14 protein-coding genes and 1 pseudogene are annotated in these 18,820 nt (G+C 53.2%); 10 read left to right on the top strand and 5 right to left on the bottom strand.

The features are described from left to right. From tuf to dcuB, 10 genes and pseudogenes are all read left to right on the top strand, one after another. Positions 1–132 (top strand): annotated as a pseudogene (gene tuf, locus EDF82_RS24935) (elongation factor Tu); the annotation flags it as partial. A gap of 229 nt (positions 133–361) precedes the next feature. Then, a complete protein-coding gene (gene secE, locus EDF82_RS24945; protein WP_123758148.1) occupies positions 362–745 on the top strand; it encodes a preprotein translocase subunit SecE in 384 nt (127 codons plus the stop codon). Position 746: 1 nt separating this feature from the next. Beyond that, the gene (gene nusG, locus EDF82_RS24950) at positions 747–1,292 is read left to right on the top strand and encodes a transcription termination/antitermination protein NusG (protein ID WP_002438628.1); all 546 of its coding nucleotides are present in this window, start codon (positions 747–749) and stop codon (positions 1,290–1,292) included. A gap of 156 nt (positions 1,293–1,448) precedes the next feature. Continuing rightward, the gene (gene rplK / locus EDF82_RS24955; protein WP_004097640.1) at positions 1,449–1,877 is read left to right on the top strand and encodes a 50S ribosomal protein L11; all 429 of its coding nucleotides are present in this window, start codon (positions 1,449–1,451) and stop codon (positions 1,875–1,877) included. Between the two features lie 3 nt (positions 1,878–1,880). Next, positions 1,881–2,585, top strand: coding sequence for a 50S ribosomal protein L1 (gene rplA / locus EDF82_RS24960; protein WP_123758149.1), 705 nt, complete (start codon positions 1,881–1,883; stop codon positions 2,583–2,585). 299 nt (positions 2,586–2,884) lie between these two features. Further along, positions 2,885–3,382, top strand: coding sequence for a 50S ribosomal protein L10 (rplJ, locus tag EDF82_RS24965; protein ID WP_004097644.1), 498 nt, complete (start codon positions 2,885–2,887; stop codon positions 3,380–3,382). A 66-nt stretch (positions 3,383–3,448) separates the two neighbouring features. Beyond that, on the top strand, positions 3,449–3,814 hold the full coding sequence (gene rplL / locus EDF82_RS24970) for a 50S ribosomal protein L7/L12 (protein WP_004118416.1): 366 nt from the start codon (positions 3,449–3,451) through the stop codon (positions 3,812–3,814). 320 nt (positions 3,815–4,134) lie between these two features. Then, a complete protein-coding gene (gene rpoB / locus EDF82_RS24975; protein ID WP_123758150.1) occupies positions 4,135–8,163 on the top strand; it encodes a DNA-directed RNA polymerase subunit beta in 4,029 nt (1,342 codons plus the stop codon). A 76-nt stretch (positions 8,164–8,239) separates the two neighbouring features. Next, positions 8,240–12,463 (top strand): DNA-directed RNA polymerase subunit beta', encoded by a 4,224-nt coding sequence (gene rpoC, locus EDF82_RS24980; protein ID WP_123758151.1) that lies wholly within the window; start codon positions 8,240–8,242, stop codon positions 12,461–12,463. A gap of 415 nt (positions 12,464–12,878) precedes the next feature. Next, positions 12,879–14,219 (top strand): anaerobic C4-dicarboxylate transporter DcuB, encoded by a 1,341-nt coding sequence (gene dcuB / locus EDF82_RS24985; protein WP_123758152.1) that lies wholly within the window; start codon positions 12,879–12,881, stop codon positions 14,217–14,219. A gap of 51 nt (positions 14,220–14,270) precedes the next feature. Here the strand turns inward: dcuB and EDF82_RS24990 are convergent, their stop codons facing one another. The 5 genes from EDF82_RS24990 to thiG all read right to left on the bottom strand — a co-directional run bounded on the left by EDF82_RS24990 (position 14,271) and on the right by thiG (position 18,819). After that, on the bottom strand, positions 14,271–14,582 hold the full coding sequence (locus EDF82_RS24990; protein WP_123758153.1) for a PTS lactose/cellobiose transporter subunit IIA: 312 nt from the start codon (positions 14,580–14,582) through the stop codon (positions 14,271–14,273). Between the two features lie 3 nt (positions 14,583–14,585). Beyond that, positions 14,586–14,891 carry a PTS sugar transporter subunit IIB gene (locus EDF82_RS24995; RefSeq protein ID WP_123758154.1) on the bottom strand — a complete coding sequence of 102 codons (306 nt, stop codon included), beginning with the start codon at positions 14,889–14,891 and terminating at the stop codon, positions 14,586–14,588. A 173-nt stretch (positions 14,892–15,064) separates the two neighbouring features. After that, a complete protein-coding gene (locus EDF82_RS25000) occupies positions 15,065–16,597 on the bottom strand; it encodes a sensor domain-containing diguanylate cyclase (RefSeq protein ID WP_123758155.1) in 1,533 nt (510 codons plus the stop codon). Positions 16,598–16,921: 324 nt separating this feature from the next. Further along, positions 16,922–18,052 carry a 2-iminoacetate synthase ThiH gene (thiH, locus tag EDF82_RS25010; protein ID WP_123758157.1) on the bottom strand — a complete coding sequence of 377 codons (1,131 nt, stop codon included), beginning with the start codon at positions 18,050–18,052 and terminating at the stop codon, positions 16,922–16,924. After that, complete coding sequence (gene thiG, locus EDF82_RS25015; RefSeq protein ID WP_123758158.1) at positions 18,049–18,819, bottom strand: thiazole synthase; 771 nt, start codon at positions 18,817–18,819, stop codon at positions 18,049–18,051. The genes thiH and thiG overlap by 4 nt, the downstream gene beginning before the upstream one ends. Position 18,820: the final 1 nt, after the last annotated feature.

Consider the following 18,820-nt stretch of genomic DNA (forward strand, 5'->3'; position numbering starts at 1 on the left):
ATGCCGGGCGACAACATCAAAATGGTTGTTACCCTGATTCACCCGATCGCGATGGACGATGGTCTGCGTTTCGCAATCCGTGAAGGCGGCCGTACCGTTGGCGCTGGCGTGGTAGCAAAAGTTCTCGGCTAATCGCTGATAACATTTGACGCAATGCGCAATAAAAGGGCATCATTTGATGCCCTTTTTGTACGCTTTCGAACCAGAACCTGGCTCATCAGTGATTTTTTTTGCCATAATCATTGCTGAGACAGGCTCTGTAGAGGGCGTTGAGTCCGAAACGCAACAGAGCATTTCGGTTTGGTTGCCTCGCTCTCGCGGGGCAAAATTATTTGTCTGAATTCTTGTGACAGGTTGGTTTATGAGTGCGAATACCGAAGCTCAAGGGAGCGGGCGCGGCCTGGAAACGATGAAGTGGCTGATCGTTGCTGCGCTGCTGATTGTGGCCATCGTAGGCAACTTCCTTTATCGTGACATTATGCTAGCACTGCGTGCGCTGGCCGTAGTGGTTCTGATCGCTGCTGCCGGTGGCGTCGCGCTGTTAACCACTAAAGGTAAGGCGACCGTGGCGTTTGCCCGTGAAGCGAGAACCGAAGTCCGCAAGGTTATCTGGCCAACTCGCCAGGAAACGCTGCACACCACGCTGATTGTTGCTGCGGTTACTGCGGTAATGTCACTGATCCTGTGGGGGCTGGATGGTATTCTGGTTCGCCTGGTATCCTTTATCACTGGCCTGAGGTTCTGAGATGTCTGAAGCTCCTAAAAAACGTTGGTACGTCGTTCAGGCGTTTTCCGGTTTTGAAGGTCGCGTAGCTACCTCGTTGCGTGAACATATCAAATTACACAATATGGAAGAGCTGTTTGGCGAAGTCATGGTACCGACCGAAGAAGTGGTCGAGATCCGTGGTGGCCAGCGCCGCAAAAGCGAGCGCAAATTCTTCCCGGGTTATGTTCTGGTCCAGATGGTCATGAACGACGCAAGCTGGCACCTGGTGCGTAGCGTGCCACGCGTGATGGGCTTTATCGGCGGTACTTCTGACCGTCCGGCACCGATCAGCGATAAAGAAGTTGACGCTATCATGAACCGCCTGCAGCAGGTTGGCGATAAGCCGCGTCCTAAAACGCTGTTCGAGCCGGGTGAAATGGTTCGTGTTAGCGATGGTCCGTTCGCTGACTTCAACGGTGTTGTTGAAGAAGTTGACTACGAGAAGTCCCGTCTGAAGGTTTCTGTATCTATCTTTGGCCGTGCAACTCCGGTTGAACTGGACTTCGCTCAGGTAGAGAAAGCCTAACCGGCGATCAAAAAAGCAGCGATTTAATCGTTGCATGAGGCGCGAAATTGACATACAATTTCGCGCCTTTTGTTTTTATGGGCCATGGGTTCATAAAACGATATTGATAACGGGGAGCCTTTTCTGAAGGCGTTATACCCAAACGAGGAAATTTAAATGGCTAAGAAAGTACAAGCCTACGTCAAGCTGCAGGTTGCAGCTGGTATGGCAAACCCGAGCCCGCCGGTTGGTCCAGCACTGGGTCAGCAGGGTGTGAACATCATGGAATTCTGTAAAGCGTTCAACGCCAAAACTGAATCCCTGGAAAAAGGTCTGCCGATCCCGGTTGTTATTACCGTTTACGCTGACCGTTCCTTTACCTTTGTTACCAAGACCCCGCCGGCTGCTGTTCTGCTGAAGAAAGCTGCAGGCATCAAGTCTGGTTCCGGTAAGCCGAACAAAGATAAAGTTGGTAAAATTTCCCGCGCTCAGCTGCAGGAAATCGCGCAGACCAAAGCTGCCGACATGACTGGTTCCGACATTGAAGCGATGACTCGCTCCATCGAAGGTACTGCACGTTCCATGGGCCTGGTAGTGGAGGACTAAGAAATGGCTAAACTGACCAAGCGTATGCGCGTGATCCGTGACAAAGTTGATGCAACTAAACAGTACGACATCAACGAAGCTATTGCTCTGCTGAAAGAGCTGGCCACTGCTAAATTTACTGAAAGCGTAGACGTAGCCGTTAACCTCGGCATCGACGCTCGTAAATCTGACCAGAACGTCCGTGGCGCGACTGTACTGCCGCACGGTACTGGCCGTTCCGTTCGCGTAGCCGTATTTGCCCAGGGCCCGAACGCTGAAGCTGCTAAAGCTGCAGGCGCCGAGCTGGTAGGTATGGAAGATCTGGCTGACCAGATCAAAAAAGGCGAAATGAACTTTGACGTTGTTATTGCTTCCCCGGATGCAATGCGCGTTGTTGGCCAGCTGGGCCAGGTTCTGGGTCCGCGTGGCCTGATGCCAAACCCGAAAGTTGGTACTGTAACTCCGAACGTTGCTGAAGCAGTTAAGAATGCTAAAGCAGGTCAGGTTCGTTATCGTAACGACAAAAACGGCATCATCCACACTACCATCGGTAAAGTGGACTTTGACGCTGACAAACTGAAAGAAAACCTGGAATCTCTGCTGGTTGCGCTGAAAAAAGCTAAACCGACTCAGGCGAAAGGCGTGTACATCAAGAAAGTCAGCCTCTCCACCACCATGGGTGCTGGTGTTGCCGTTGATCAGGCTGGTCTGAGCGCGTCTGCGAACTAAGATTAGCTTTACGTGGGTGGTGGTTTTGTCTACAATACTACCCCCATGTTTCTGCTAACTTCGGTTAGACAGAGAAAAACAGATTTGTTCGTTGGAGCCTGGCCTATCCAGGCCTCCGTCGAAGACCGCAGGTGTTTCGTCAGAAACTTAATCCCCTGCGTAGACGGTGACAGAACGCTAAGATTATTTTTGGATACTCTGGCTTGTTTCTGCTCACCGTATTAAGACGCTCTACTCGTTGAGTAGGGTGAAGTGAGTTCCAGAGCATGAGCTCTGGCAAACATCCAGGAGCAAAGCTAATGGCTTTAAATCTTCAAGACAAACAAGCGATTGTTGCTGAAGTCAGCGAAGTAGCCAAAGGCGCGCTGTCTGCAGTAGTTGCGGATTCCCGCGGCGTAACTGTAGATAAAATGACTGAACTGCGTAAAGCAGGTCGTGAAGCTGGCGTTTACATGCGTGTTGTTCGTAACACCCTGCTGCGCCGCGTCGTTGAAGGTACTCCTTTCGAGTGCCTGAAAGACACGTTTGTTGGTCCGACCCTGATTGCATACTCTATGGAACACCCGGGCGCTGCTGCTCGTCTGTTCAAAGAGTTCGCGAAAGCGAATGCAAAATTTGAGGTCAAAGCTGCAGCCTTTGAAGGTGAGCTGATCCCGGCGTCGCAAATCGACCGCCTGGCAACTCTGCCGACCTACGAAGAAGCAATTGCACGCCTGATGGCAACCATGAAAGAAGCTTCGGCTGGCAAACTGGTTCGCACTCTGGCTGCTGTACGCGATGCGAAAGAAGCTGCTTAATCGCAGTTATCTTTATAAAACGCTCGCTTACGTATAAACTTATTCTGATATTCAGGAACAATTTAAATGTCTATCACTAAAGATCAAATCATTGAAGCAGTATCCGCTATGTCCGTAATGGACGTTGTTGAGCTGATCTCTGCAATGGAAGAAAAATTCGGTGTTTCCGCTGCTGCTGCTGTAGCTGTAGCTGCTGGCCCGGCTGAAGCTGCTGAAGAAAAAACTGAATTCGACGTAATTCTGAAAGCTGCTGGCGCTAACAAAGTTGCTGTAATCAAAGCAGTACGTAGCGCAACTGGCCTGGGTCTGAAAGAAGCTAAAGACCTGGTAGAATCTGCACCTGCTGCCCTGAAAGAAGGCATCAGCAAAGATGACGCAGAAGCACTGAAAAAATCTCTGGAAGAAGCTGGCGCTGAAGTTGAAGTTAAATAAGCCAACCTTTCCGGTTGCAGCTTGAGTAATCAAGCTGATGGCTGGTGACTATTTAGTCACCAGCCTTTTTGCGCTGTAAGGCGCCAGTAGCATTTCACACTGTTTGACTGCTGGTTGTCCTGACAATGCATGTTTCTATCGACGACTTAATATACTGCGACAGGGTGCTCGCTCTGTGTAAATCGCGACGAAATGGTTTAAGCGTGATAGCAACAGGTATTGCGGAAAGTGTTCCATTTTCCGGTCCACAAAATAGTGTTGCATAAAAAACTGCCTTTTTGAGGCAGACGGGTCGACTTGTCAGCGAGCTGAGGAACCCTATGGTTTACTCCTATACCGAGAAAAAACGTATTCGTAAGGATTTTGGTAAACGTCCACAAGTTCTGGACATACCTTATCTCCTTTCTATCCAGCTTGATTCGTTCCAGAAGTTTATCGAGCAAGATCCTGAAGGGCAATATGGTCTGGAAGCAGCCTTCCGTTCCGTATTCCCGATTAAAAGCTACAGCGGTAATTCCGAGCTGCAATACGTCAGCTACCGTCTGGGCGAACCTGTTTTTGATGTTAAAGAATGTCAGATCCGTGGCGTGACCTATTCGGCACCGCTGCGCGTAAAACTGCGTCTGGTGATCTACGAGCGTGAAGCGCCGGAAGGCACCGTTAAAGACATTAAAGAACAAGAAGTCTACATGGGCGAAATTCCGCTCATGACCGACAACGGTACCTTTGTTATCAACGGTACTGAGCGTGTTATCGTTTCTCAGCTGCACCGTAGCCCGGGCGTCTTCTTTGACAGTGACAAAGGTAAGACCCACTCTTCCGGTAAGGTCCTGTATAACGCACGTATCATCCCTTACCGCGGTTCCTGGCTGGACTTCGAATTCGATCCGAAAGACAACCTGTTTGTCCGTATCGACCGTCGTCGTAAGCTGCCGGCTACTATCATCCTGCGCGCGCTGAATTACACCACTGAGCAGATCCTTGACCTGTTCTTCGAAAAAGTGGTCTTTGAAATTCGCGACAACAAGCTGCAGATGGAGCTGATTCCGGAGCGTCTGCGTGGTGAAACGGCGTCCTTCGACATCGAAGCCAACGGTAAAGTCTACGTTGAGAAAGCCCGTCGCATTACCGCTCGCCATATCCGTCAGCTGGAAAAAGACGATATCAAGCATATCGAAGTTCCGGTTGAATATATCGCGGGTAAAGTTGCTGCTAAAGATTATGTCGATACAGCGACTGGCGAACTGATCTGCCCGGCGAACATGGAGCTGAGCCTGGACCTGCTGGCCAAACTGAGCCAGTCCGGTCATAAGCGCATTGAAACTCTGTTCACCAACGATCTCGATCACGGTGCGTACATGTCTGAGACTGTACGTGTCGACCCGACCAACGATCGTCTGAGCGCACTGGTAGAAATCTACCGTATGATGCGCCCGGGTGAGCCGCCGACTCGTGAAGCGGCTGAAAGCCTGTTTGAGAACCTGTTCTTCTCCGAAGACCGCTACGATCTGTCCGCGGTTGGTCGTATGAAGTTCAACCGTTCTCTGCTGCGCGACGAAATCGAAGGTTCCGGTATCCTGAGCAAAGACGACATCATCGAAGTGATGAAGAAGCTCATCGATATCCGTAACGGTAAAGGCGAAGTCGATGATATCGACCACCTCGGCAACCGTCGTATCCGTTCCGTTGGCGAAATGGCGGAAAACCAGTTCCGCGTTGGCCTGGTCCGTGTAGAGCGTGCGGTGAAAGAGCGTCTGTCTCTGGGCGATCTGGATACCCTGATGCCTCAGGATATGATCAACGCCAAGCCGATTTCTGCAGCAGTGAAAGAGTTCTTTGGTTCCAGCCAGCTGTCTCAGTTTATGGACCAGAACAACCCGCTGTCTGAGATTACGCACAAACGTCGTATCTCCGCACTGGGCCCAGGCGGTCTGACCCGTGAGCGTGCAGGCTTTGAAGTTCGAGACGTACACCCGACTCACTACGGTCGCGTATGTCCAATCGAAACGCCTGAAGGTCCGAACATCGGTCTGATCAACTCCCTGTCGGTCTATGCACAGACGAACGAATATGGCTTCCTCGAGACGCCATACCGTAAAGTCACCGACGGTGTTGTTACCGACGAAATTCACTACCTGTCTGCTATTGAAGAAGGCAACTACGTTATCGCTCAGGCGAACTCCAACCTGGATGACGAAGGCCACTTTGTAGAAGACCTGGTAACCTGCCGTAGCAAAGGCGAATCGAGCCTCTTCAGCCGTGACCAGGTTGACTACATGGACGTTTCCACCCAACAGGTGGTTTCCGTCGGTGCGTCCCTGATCCCGTTCCTGGAACACGATGACGCCAACCGTGCATTGATGGGTGCGAACATGCAACGTCAGGCGGTTCCGACTCTGCGTGCTGATAAGCCGCTGGTTGGTACCGGTATGGAACGTGCTGTAGCCGTTGACTCCGGTGTTACTGCGGTAGCTAAACGTGGCGGTCTGGTTCAGTACGTGGATGCTTCCCGTATCGTTATCAAAGTTAACGAAGACGAGATGTACCCGGGCGAAGCAGGTATCGACATCTATAACCTGACCAAGTACACCCGTTCTAACCAGAACACCTGCATCAACCAGATGCCATGTGTCTCTCTGGGTGAGCCAATTGAGCGCGGCGACGTGCTGGCTGACGGTCCGTCCACCGACCTCGGTGAACTGGCGCTCGGTCAGAACATGCGCGTAGCGTTCATGCCGTGGAACGGTTACAACTTCGAAGACTCCATCCTCGTCTCCGAGCGTGTGGTTCAGGAAGATCGTTTCACCACGATTCATATCCAGGAACTGGCATGTGTGTCCCGTGACACCAAGCTGGGGCCGGAAGAGATCACCGCTGATATCCCGAACGTGGGTGAAGCTGCGCTCTCCAAACTGGACGAATCCGGTATCGTTTACATCGGTGCAGAAGTGACCGGCGGCGACATTCTGGTTGGTAAGGTGACCCCGAAAGGTGAAACCCAGCTGACCCCAGAAGAGAAACTGCTGCGTGCGATCTTCGGCGAGAAAGCGTCTGACGTTAAAGACTCTTCTCTGCGCGTACCAAACGGTGTTTCCGGTACTGTTATCGACGTTCAGGTCTTTACCCGCGATGGCGTAGAAAAAGACAAACGTGCGCTGGAAATCGAAGAAATGCAGCTGAAGCAGGCTAAGAAAGACCTGTCTGAAGAACTGCAGATCCTCGAAGCTGGCCTGTTCGGTCGTATCTACGCGGTGCTGGTTGCCGGTGGTGTTGAAGCTGAGAAGCTCGACAAGCTGCCGCGCGATCGCTGGCTGGAACTGGGCCTGACCGACGAAGAGAAACAAAATCAGCTGGAACAGCTGGCTGAGCAGTACGACGAACTGAAACACGAGTTCGAGAAAAAACTCGAAGCGAAACGCCGCAAAATCACTCAGGGCGACGATCTGGCACCGGGCGTGCTGAAGATTGTTAAAGTGTATCTGGCCGTTAAACGTCAGATTCAGCCTGGTGATAAAATGGCAGGTCGTCACGGTAACAAGGGTGTTATCTCTAAGATCAACCCGATCGAAGATATGCCGCACGATGCGAACGGTACGCCGGTCGATATCGTACTGAACCCGCTGGGCGTACCGTCTCGTATGAACATCGGTCAGATCCTGGAAACTCACCTGGGTATGGCTGCGAAAGGTATCGGCGAGAAAATCAACGCCATGCTCAAGCAGCAGCAGGAAGTTGCCAAGCTGCGTGAATTCATCCAGAAAGCGTATGACCTGGGTACCGACGTTCGTCAGAAAGTCGACCTGAATACCTTCACTGATGATGAAGTACTGCGTCTGGCTGAGAACCTGAAAAAAGGTATGCCGATCGCAACGCCGGTCTTCGACGGTGCGAAAGAAGCTGAAATTAAAGAGCTGCTGCAACTCGGCGGTCTGCCATCTTCTGGCCAGATCACCCTGTTCGACGGCCGTACCGGTGAGCAGTTTGAGCGTCAGGTAACCGTAGGTTACATGTATATGCTGAAACTGAACCACCTGGTCGACGATAAGATGCACGCTCGTTCCACCGGTTCTTACAGCCTGGTTACTCAGCAGCCGCTGGGTGGTAAGGCACAGTTCGGTGGTCAGCGCTTCGGTGAGATGGAAGTATGGGCGCTGGAAGCTTACGGCGCAGCTTACACCCTGCAGGAAATGCTCACCGTTAAGTCTGATGACGTGAACGGTCGTACCAAGATGTATAAAAACATCGTGGACGGCAACCATCAGATGGAACCAGGCATGCCAGAGTCCTTCAACGTACTGTTGAAAGAGATTCGTTCGCTGGGTATCAACATCGAACTGGAAGACGAGTAACTCTCGCTCAAACAGGTCACTGGTGCCGGGGTAATACCCGGTGCCAGATTGTGCTAACTCCGACGGGAGCAAATCCGTGAAAGACTTATTAAAGTTTCTGAAAGCGCAAACTAAAACCGAAGAGTTTGATGCGATCAAAATTGCTCTGGCATCGCCAGACATGATCCGTTCATGGTCTTTTGGTGAAGTTAAAAAGCCGGAAACCATTAACTACCGTACGTTCAAACCAGAACGTGACGGCCTTTTCTGTGCGCGTATTTTCGGGCCAGTAAAAGACTACGAGTGCCTGTGCGGTAAGTACAAGCGCCTGAAACACCGTGGTGTGATTTGCGAGAAGTGCGGCGTTGAAGTGACCCAGACTAAAGTGCGTCGTGAGCGCATGGGCCACATCGAACTGGCATCTCCGACTGCCCACATCTGGTTCCTGAAGTCGCTGCCGTCCCGTATCGGCCTGCTGCTGGATATGCCGCTGCGTGATATCGAACGTGTTCTGTACTTCGAATCTTATGTGGTTATCGAAGGCGGCATGACTAACCTGGAACGTAACCAGATCCTGACTGAAGAGCAGTATCTGGATGCGCTGGAAGAGTTCGGTGACGAATTCGACGCCAAGATGGGTGCGGAAGCTATCCAGGCCCTGCTGAAGAGCATGGATCTGGAGCAAGAGTGTGAAACTCTGCGCGAAGAGCTGAACGAAACCAACTCAGAAACCAAGCGTAAAAAGCTGACCAAGCGCATCAAGCTGCTGGAAGCATTCGTTCAGTCTGGCAACAAGCCGGAGTGGATGATCCTGACCGTTCTGCCGGTTCTGCCGCCAGATCTGCGTCCGCTGGTTCCGCTGGATGGTGGTCGTTTCGCGACTTCTGACCTGAACGATCTGTATCGTCGCGTCATTAACCGTAACAACCGTCTGAAACGTCTGCTGGATCTGGCTGCGCCGGATATCATCGTACGCAACGAAAAACGTATGCTGCAGGAAGCGGTTGACGCCCTGCTGGATAACGGTCGTCGCGGTCGTGCGATCACCGGTTCTAACAAACGTCCTCTGAAATCTTTGGCCGATATGATCAAAGGTAAGCAGGGTCGTTTCCGTCAGAACCTGCTCGGTAAGCGTGTTGACTACTCTGGTCGTTCTGTTATCACCGTAGGTCCATACCTGCGTCTGCATCAGTGCGGTCTGCCGAAGAAAATGGCGCTGGAGCTGTTCAAACCGTTCATTTACGGCAAGCTGGAACTGCGTGGCCTGGCCACCACCATCAAAGCCGCGAAGAAAATGGTTGAGCGTGAAGAAGCTGTCGTCTGGGATATCCTGGATGAAGTTATCCGCGAACACCCGGTACTGCTGAACCGTGCACCAACTCTGCACCGTTTGGGTATCCAGGCATTTGAGCCGGTACTGATCGAAGGTAAAGCTATCCAGCTGCACCCGCTGGTTTGTGCGGCATACAACGCCGACTTCGATGGTGACCAGATGGCTGTTCACGTACCGCTGACGCTGGAAGCCCAGCTGGAAGCGCGTGCGCTGATGATGTCTACCAACAACATCCTGTCCCCGGCGAACGGCGAACCTATCATCGTTCCGTCTCAGGACGTTGTATTGGGTCTGTACTACATGACCCGTGACTGTGTTAACGCCAAAGGCGAAGGCATGGTGCTGACTGGCCCGAAAGAAGCTGAGCGTATTTATCGCGCTGGCCTGGCCTCTCTGCATGCGCGCGTTAAAGTGCGTATCACCGAATACGAAAAAGACGAAAATGGCCAGTTTGTTGCGAAAACCAGCCTGAAAGACACGACCGTTGGCCGTGCCATTCTGTGGATGATCGTACCAAAAGGTCTGCCGTTCACTATCGTGAACCAGGCGCTGGGTAAGAAAGCCATCTCTAAGATGCTGAATACCTGCTACCGTATTCTGGGCCTGAAACCGACCGTTATTTTTGCGGACCAGACGATGTACACCGGCTTTGCTTATGCAGCGCGTTCAGGTGCATCTGTTGGTATCGATGACATGGTCATCCCGGAGAAAAAACACGAGATCATCTCTGAGGCGGAAGCCGAAGTTGCTGAGATCCAGGAACAGTTCCAGTCCGGTCTGGTTACCGCTGGCGAACGCTACAACAAAGTTATCGATATCTGGGCTGCGGCGAACGATCGTGTATCCAAAGCGATGATGGATAACCTGCAAACCGAAACCGTTATTAACCGTGACGGCGTCGAAGAGCAGCAGGTTTCCTTCAACAGCATCTACATGATGGCCGACTCCGGTGCGCGTGGTTCTGCGGCACAGATTCGTCAGCTGGCTGGTATGCGTGGTCTGATGGCGAAGCCGGATGGCTCCATCATCGAAACGCCGATCACCGCGAACTTCCGTGAAGGTCTGAACGTACTCCAGTACTTCATCTCCACCCACGGTGCTCGTAAAGGTCTGGCGGATACCGCACTGAAAACAGCGAACTCCGGTTACCTGACTCGTCGTCTGGTTGACGTTGCACAGGACCTGGTTGTTACTGAAGACGACTGTGGCACCCTGGAAGGCATCACCATGACCCCGGTTATCGAGGGTGGTGATGTTAAAGAGCCGCTGCGCGATCGCGTACTGGGTCGTGTAACTGCTGAAGACGTTCTGAAGCCGGGTACTGCGGATATTCTGGTTCCACGCAACACGCTGCTGCACGAGCACTGGTGTGACCTGCTGGAAGAGAACTCCGTTGACTCCGTCAAGGTACGTTCTGTCGTATCCTGTGACACCGACTTTGGTGTATGTGCGCACTGCTACGGTCGTGACCTGGCGCGTGGCCACATCATCAACAAAGGTGAGGCTATCGGCGTTATCGCGGCACAGTCCATCGGTGAGCCGGGTACCCAGCTGACGATGCGTACGTTCCACATCGGTGGTGCGGCATCTCGTGCGGCTGCTGAATCCAGCATCCAGGTGAAAAACAAAGGTAGCATCCGTCTTAGCAATGCTAAATCGGTTGTGAACTCTGCCGGCAAGCTGGTAGTGACCTCGCGTAACACCGAACTGAAACTGATCGACGAATTCGGCCGTACCAAAGAGAGCTATAAAGTACCTTACGGTGCTGTGATGGCGAAAGGTGATGGTGAGCAGGTTGCTGGCGGGGAAACCGTTGCAAACTGGGATCCGCACACCATGCCGGTTATCTCTGAAGTCAGTGGTTTCATTCGCTTCACCGACATGATCGACGGCCAGACCATTACCCGTCAGACCGACGAATTAACCGGCCTGTCATCCCTGGTGGTTCTGGATTCTGCAGAACGTACCGCGGGTGGTAAAGATCTGCGTCCGGCGCTGAAAATCGTTGATGCTAACGGTAACGACGTTCTGATCCCAGGCACCGATATGTCTGCTCAGTACTTCCTGCCGGGTAAAGCGATTGTGCAGCTGGAAGACGGCACTCAGATTCACTCAGGTGACGCCCTGGCGCGTATTCCTCAGGAATCCAGTGGTACCAAAGATATCACCGGTGGTCTGCCACGCGTTGCTGACCTGTTCGAAGCGCGTCGTCCGAAAGAGCCTGCGATCCTTGCTGAAATCAGCGGTATCATCTCCTTCGGTAAAGAGACCAAAGGTAAACGTCGTCTGGTTATCACTCCGTTAGACGGTAGCGATCCGTACGAAGAGATGATTCCGAAGTGGCGTCAGCTGAACGTGTTCGAAGGTGAACGTGTAGAACGTGGTGATGTGGTTTCCGACGGTCCGGAAGCACCGCACGACATTCTGCGTCTTCGTGGTGTACACGCGGTAACGCGTTATATCACCAACGAAGTACAGGACGTTTACCGTCTGCAAGGCGTTAAGATTAACGATAAGCACATCGAAGTTATCGTTCGTCAGATGCTGCGTAAAGCGACCATCGAAAGTGCTGGTAGCTCCGACTTCCTGGAAGGCGAGCAGGTTGAATACTCCCGCGTCAAGATTGCGAACCGCGATCTGGAAGCGAACGGCAAAGTGGCGGCGACCTTCTCCCGCGACCTGCTGGGTATCACCAAAGCGTCTCTGGCAACCGAGTCGTTCATCTCTGCCGCATCGTTCCAGGAGACCACGCGTGTCCTGACCGAAGCAGCCGTTGCGGGTAAACGCGACGAACTGCGTGGCCTGAAAGAGAACGTTATCGTGGGTCGTCTGATCCCGGCTGGTACCGGTTATGCGTACCATCAGGATCGTATGCGCCGTCGTGCCGCGGGCGAACAGCCGGCTGCACCGCAGGTGAGCGTTGAAGAAGCTTCTGCCAACCTGGCAGAACTGCTGAACGCAGGTCTGGGCGGTTCCGACAACGATTAATCGTTGACGCTTCGCGTAAAAAGCCAGTCAGGTCTCCTGACTGGCTTTTTTATTATCTCCGGTTGGCGTCGGGCTAATCGTTATCTTATTTCCTCCATAATAAATTACATTCCATTAATGTTTTTCCCTCAATTAATCAGCAAGCAAGCCATATAAACTACGCGCCTTCTCTTTTTCTTAATACCCATACAAATTGATGGGTAAAAATTCTACACGTATCAAAAAATCGTCAAATCAAAGGCGATATAGTCAAAAAGTCCAATTAATCATGTGATTACTTTTTTGATTCTTCAGTTTCTTGAAACCGGAGAGGGCGTCTTATATCTGCAAAACAGACCTGCGACAGGGGAATGGGCTAACAGAACGGCAGCGGTCGCGACATTTTTGAGTTTAATAGACTGAGTCTGGGGGATGCATGGAATTCGCAATACAACTCGTCATTATTTTAATATGCCTGTTTTATGGTGCCAGAAAAGGCGGTATCGCACTTGGCCTGCTGGGCGGTATCGGGCTGGTGATTTTAGTCTTTGTCTTTCATCTTCAACCGGGTAAGCCGCCGGTTGATGTGATGCTGGTGATTATTGCGGTAGTGGCCGCCTCGGCAACGCTGCAGGCATCCGGTGGGTTAGATGTGATGCTGCAGATTGCGGAAAAACTTCTGCGCCGTAACCCCAAATATGTTTCGATTGTGGCACCCTTTGTCACCTGTACCCTGACCATTCTTTGCGGCACCGGGCACGTGGTTTATACGATCCTGCCGATTATTTACGACGTCGCGATCAAGAACAACATACGCCCCGAACGGCCGATGGCGGCAAGTTCGATTGGCGCACAGATGGGGATTATCGCCAGCCCGGTGTCGGTTGCGGTGGTGTCGCTGGTGGCGATGCTGGGGAATTTCACCTTCAACGGTAAACATCTCGAATTCCTCGACCTGTTAGCGATTACCATTCCGTCGACGCTGCTGGGTATTCTGGCGATCGGTATTTTTAGCTGGTTTCGTGGTAAGGATTTGGACAAGGACGAAGAGTTTCAGGCCTTTATCTCGACGCCAGAAAACCGCCACTATGTATACGGTGACACGGCCACGCTGCTCGACCGGAAACTGCCAGCCAGCAACTGGGTTGCCATGTGGATCTTCCTGGCATCCATTGCCGTGGTGGCGGTACTGGGAGCCTTCTCTGAACTGCGCCCGGCATTCAATGGTAAGCCGCTCTCGATGGTGCTGGTGATCCAGATGTTCATGCTGCTCTCTGGCGCGCTGATCATCATTATCACCAAAACCAACCCGGCTGCGATTTCTAAGAATGAGGTTTTCCGTTCGGGGATGATCGCGATTGTGGCGGTGTACGGCATTGCCTGGATGGCAGAAACCATGTTCGGCGCGCACATGAGCGAGATTAAAGGCGTGCTGGGTGAAATGGTGCAGGAGTATCCCTGGGCTTACGCCATCGTCCTGCTGCTGGTGTCCAAATTTGTGAATTCCCAGGCCGCGGCATTGGCAGCGATTGTGCCCGTGGCGCTGGCGATTGGCGTCGACCCGGCCTATATCGTGGCCTCCGCACCCGCCTGCTATGGCTATTACATTCTGCCAACCTACCCAAGCGACCTGGCGGCGATTCAGTTCGACCGTTCGGGCACCACCCATATTGGCCGTTTCGTGATTAACCATAGCTTTATTCTGCCGGGGTTAATCGGCGTCAGCGTGTCCTGTGTGTTTGGCTGGATATTTGCCGCGCTGTACGGTTTTCTGTAATAAAAAAGCAGGTGCCTTTTCAGGCACCTGCTTTTAACAGACGTGGTTAATTTACTGTGCCGTACGGCGATACAGTTCAATCATATCGGTGGCCAGATCCTGAATGACCATCGCATTCATCAGATGATCCTGGGAGTGAACCGTAATCAGGTTGACCGGGAGTTTGCCGGTACCTTCATCGAGGCCGATGAGCTGAGTCTGGATTTTATGCGCGTGCTTCACAAACTCATGTGATTCGGCCATCGCCTGCTCGGAGGCGGCAAAATCACCTTTGCGTGCCAGCTGCAGGGCGGTTAATGCGCAGCTGCGTGCAGAACCGGCGTTGACCAACAGCTCCATGATCGTTGTTTCTAAATCTTCCATGGTTTACTCCATCAACTTCAGGGCTTTATCAAGAACGGCATCACCTTTCATCATGCCGTAATCCATCATATCGATAACCGCGACTTTCTTGCCGAGCGGGTCGGCCATCGCCTGCAGTTTCGCCTGCTCATACTTCACCTGCGGACCCAGCAGAATGATGTCCGCTGCGGCGAGGTTATCTTTAAACTCGGCGACCGGTACGGCTTTAATCGAGACTTCAATACCTTTCTTCTTCGCAGCGTCTTGCATGCGTTGAACCAGCATGCTGGTGGACATACCGGCGGCGCAACATAACACGATATTCTTCATAATGGATGGCCCTTATGTTCCCTTGATGCATCATCTTTATCGCGGGGAGAGGGGCACGACAACCGCTTTACCGCGATAGTGTGTAAGGCATCACAAAATAATGAAACCGGTTTCAATTTTTCCCGTGAATTAATAAAAAACCCACCGAAGTGGGCTTTCTGGGGTCATCGGCGTTAAACCCGTACGATGCAGTTTTTGCCCTGCTGTTTTGCTTTATACAGCGCCTCGTCCACGGCCACGACCAGTTTATCCAGCGGTTCCATGTTCCATTCTCCCAGACCGGCGCTAAAGGTCACCCTTAACCCATCTTCACGCCAGGTCCGCTGGGCAATCTTCAGGCGCCAGCTGTCGAGCAGGGCATGGGCATTGGCGAGATGTTCCTGCGTGAAAATCACGGCAAACTCTTCTCCGCCATAGCGGTAGAGCGAAATCTGTTCGGGTTGCAGGAGCTGCAGGCCTTCGCGCGCAACGTTACGCAAAACAATGTCGCCGTTGAGGTGACCCCAGGTGTCATTAATGGATTTAAAGTTATCGATATCCACCAGAGCCAGCGCGAAGGGGTGATGATCGTTCATCAGCGCGGCGACATCGCTGTCGAAGGCGCGGCGGTTTTTACAGCCGGTCAGCGCGTCAATCGTTGCCTGACGCACATAGGTAAGCTCGCGCTGCTTATTACTTTCGATGGCTTTACTCAACATGGCTTCGAGCTGTGGTGCGCGGTTAACATCCCCGGTTTTAATCGCGTTGATGATGTTCATCAGCACCGTGCGCGAAGCGTGCCGCAGATAGAGACCGAACAGCACGATCACAATGGCGGAGAGCGCAAAGCCCCAGAGAACAATCGTGGTTTCGTGGCGCGACATATCGACCAGCGTGGCGTTGGCGACACGGTAAATGACGAACCAGTCGGGATTCGTAAAAGAGTAATAGTAATACCAGGTGTCCGAGGCTTCGTCATAGAGCTGGCCTTCGGCGCTGGTCATTTTGTCCATCAAGGCTTCGCTGGCGTAGGGTTTAAAAAGCACGCCAGGATCGGGATGGATAACGACTTTCCCGTCACGCTGCACCACAAAAAACTCCCCCTGCATCGGGGCGGCCATCTGGCGCAGGGCGTAGCCCATTGAGGTCAGATCCAGGTGAAAAGCGAGCGTGCCTTTGAGTCGGCCTTCTGGTGAGATAACGGGTCTGTAAAGCGTGATGGTCGGGTGATGGGTAAAATAATCAAGGTATGTTGAGGTATAAAGACTGAACGTACTGGCTTCGGCCTGCTTGATAAACCACGGCCTGGACTTGGGCGTAAAGGTCCGGCTCTCTTCACTCGGTAACACCTCCGGCGCCCGCAGGTAATGACCCTGGGTATCTGCCAGCGAAATAGAAGAGACGCTGGGCATCAGTTCCTGAAGCTGCATTAAGTCCCGTAATCCTCTTTGCGGATCTACATTAACGGACTGATTTAGCTGGTCATAGTTAGCAAAGAATTTCGTGGCGCGTCCAAGAATATAATCATTTCCACGCAGCAGCGATTCCGTGTAATTCACCGCCAGGTTATAGGTGAAATTACGATTAACGGAGTGATACTCCTCAATCAAATTCTTTTTTTGCGCCAGGGTGACAAACACCGCGATCAGCAAAAAACTGAGGAGAATACCCGCGAATCCAAGCAGGATTGGCATAGTGAAAGACAGTTTTCTGTTGTGACGTGCCATGTGTCGTAAATCGTTCCTGAAGGTATAACCGTGGGTTAAAGCGCAGGTTTAGCCGTAATGCCTGGCGAGCGAATCAGATAACTCCAGGTCAATTATAACCCTGGCATCGGGGATGATGTGATTTATCTTCGGCCACAACCCCTGTGCAATGACGGCCAGCGCGGCGATGAGGCAGGGCGAAAATGAGGAAGAGAAGAGGTTCGCCCTGGTCAGCGTCCGCTGCTGACCGGACAAGAATAGGAAAACGGCCGCGCGGTGACCATCATCCATTTTTCGCATTGGATAAAGCGACGTAAAACATCTCGTCGCTTTCTTTGCTTTTCATTACGGCTGTGAGGCGCGTCCCAGCCAGCTATCCCAGTCTTTCCACACCGGCTGCAATCCGCGCGACACCAGCGCGTCGGCGACCTCTTCAGGACGGCGGCCGTCGTGAGGCGCAAATTGTTCCAGCTCCGGATGGTTGTCGGCATACCCGCCGGGCTGGGTTTTGGAAAACGCGCTGACGTTGTTAATCGCCAGCGGGATCACCTGGTCACGGAATGCCGGGGATTCGCGCGTCGAGAGCGACAGTTCGATCTCCGGTGCCAGCAGGCGGAAGGCGCAAATGGTCTGCACCAGTTGACGCTCGTCCATCAGCGATGCGGGCTCAACGCCGCCGGCACAAGGGCGTAGCCGGGGGAATGAAATCGAATAGCGGCTGCGCCAGTAGTGCTGCTGCAGCCACAGCAAATGCTCCGCCACCATATAACAATCCACGCGCCAGCTGTCTGAAAGACCAATTAACGCCCCGAGGCCGATCTTATCGATCCCCGCCTGGCCGAGCCGATCCGGCGTTTCCAGACGCCAGAAAAAGTCCTGCTTGTTGCCTTTCAGATGGTGCTGCGCGTACATGCTTTCGTGGTAGGTCTCCTGATAGACCATCACGCCGTCCAGCCCGAGCGTTTTTAGCTCCGCGTACTCTTCCATGGCCAGCGGCTGCACTTCCATCTGCAGGGAGGCGAACTGGCTGCGGATCGCCGGCAGGTGGCGACGGAAATAGTCCATACCAACTTTGCTCTGGTGCTCGCCGGTCACCAACAGCAGATGCTCAAAGCCCATCGCGCGAATGGCCGTGCATTCACGGGCGATCTCGGCCTCATCTAATGTTTTACGTTTAATGCGGTTGCTCATCGAGAAACCGCAGTAGGTACAGTCATTGGCACACAGGTTAGAGAGATACAGCGGCACGTAAAAGCTGACGGTATTGCCAAAACGCTGGCGGGTCAGCCGCTGCGCTTTCTGCGCCAGCGGCTCCAGATAACCGGCGGCGGCAGGGGAGAGCAGCGCCATCATATCGTCACGGCTGAGCTGTTTCGCGGCTATCGCGCGTTCGACATCGGCCGGTGTTTTACTGTTGATGCGCAGGCGGATGTCATCCCACTCCAGCTGTTTCCAGCGTTCGGTAAAGGTGCTCATACCAGCGTCTCCAGAAAACCGGTCAGCGGGCTGGTGGCCTGCGCCTGGGCGCTACGCGAACCCGGACCCGCCTGGCGAGCCAGCACGCCAGCCTCGACCGCCAGGCGGAAAGCCCGCGCCATGGTCACCGGGTCGTCGGCCACGGCAATGGCGGTATTGACCAGCACTGCGTCCGCGCCCATTTCCAGGGCCTGCGCAGCATGGCTGGGAACGCCAATCCCGGCATCCACCACCACCGGTACCGTGGCCTGCTCGATAATAATTTCCAGCATTGCCTTGGTCTCCAGCCCCTGATTCGAGCCAATCGGCGCGCCCAGCGGCATTACCGCAGCACAGCCGGCCTCCTCCAGCCGTTTACACAGAACCGGGTCGGCGCCGCAATAAGGCAGCACCACGAAACCTTCCCGTACCAGCACTTCTGCCGCCTTCAGGGTTTCAATCGGGTCCGGCAACAGCCAGCGTGCATCCGGATGGATTTCGAGCTTCAGCCAGTGAGTGCCCAGCGCTTCCCGCGCCAGTCGGGCGGCGAAGATGGCTTCCTCCGCCGTTTTTGCCCCGGAGGTATTCGGCAACAGGCTGACGCCGGCGGCCAGTAAGGGGGCGAGAATGGCGTCATTATGCTGGCGCAGATCGACGCGCTTTAGCGCCAGCGTGACCAGCTGGCTGCCCGAGGTGCGAATCGCTTCGACCATAACTTCCGGTGCAGAGAATTTCCCGGTACCGGTAAAAAGATGAGATTCAAACGTTTTGTCCGCGATACGTAACATG

Origin of the sequence: Klebsiella sp. BIGb0399 (assembly GCF_003752615.1) — a bacterium.
GTDB classification, from domain to species: Bacteria; Pseudomonadota; Gammaproteobacteria; order Enterobacterales; family Enterobacteriaceae; genus Klebsiella; species Klebsiella lignicola.

Coding starts and splice junctions, on each gene's coding strand:
- rplL (WP_004118416.1), top strand. CDS start 3,449: ATGTCTATCACTAAAGATCAAATCATTGAAGCAGTATCCGCTATGTCC.
- EDF82_RS24990 (WP_123758153.1), bottom strand. CDS start 14,582: ATGGAAGATTTAGAAACAACGATCATGGAGCTGTTGGTCAACGCCGGT.
- thiH (WP_123758157.1), bottom strand. CDS start 18,052: ATGAGCACCTTTACCGAACGCTGGAAACAGCTGGAGTGGGATGACATC.
- rplA (WP_123758149.1), top strand. CDS start 1,881: ATGGCTAAACTGACCAAGCGTATGCGCGTGATCCGTGACAAAGTTGAT.
- EDF82_RS24995 (WP_123758154.1), bottom strand. CDS start 14,891: ATGAAGAATATCGTGTTATGTTGCGCCGCCGGTATGTCCACCAGCATG.
- EDF82_RS25000 (WP_123758155.1), bottom strand. CDS start 16,597: ATGGCACGTCACAACAGAAAACTGTCTTTCACTATGCCAATCCTGCTT.
- nusG (WP_002438628.1), top strand. CDS start 747: ATGTCTGAAGCTCCTAAAAAACGTTGGTACGTCGTTCAGGCGTTTTCC.
- rplK (WP_004097640.1), top strand. CDS start 1,449: ATGGCTAAGAAAGTACAAGCCTACGTCAAGCTGCAGGTTGCAGCTGGT.
- thiG (WP_123758158.1), bottom strand. CDS start 18,819: ATGTTACGTATCGCGGACAAAACGTTTGAATCTCATCTTTTTACCGGT.
- dcuB (WP_123758152.1), top strand. CDS start 12,879: ATGGAATTCGCAATACAACTCGTCATTATTTTAATATGCCTGTTTTAT.
- secE (WP_123758148.1), top strand. CDS start 362: ATGAGTGCGAATACCGAAGCTCAAGGGAGCGGGCGCGGCCTGGAAACG.
- rpoB (WP_123758150.1), top strand. CDS start 4,135: ATGGTTTACTCCTATACCGAGAAAAAACGTATTCGTAAGGATTTTGGT.
- rplJ (WP_004097644.1), top strand. CDS start 2,885: ATGGCTTTAAATCTTCAAGACAAACAAGCGATTGTTGCTGAAGTCAGC.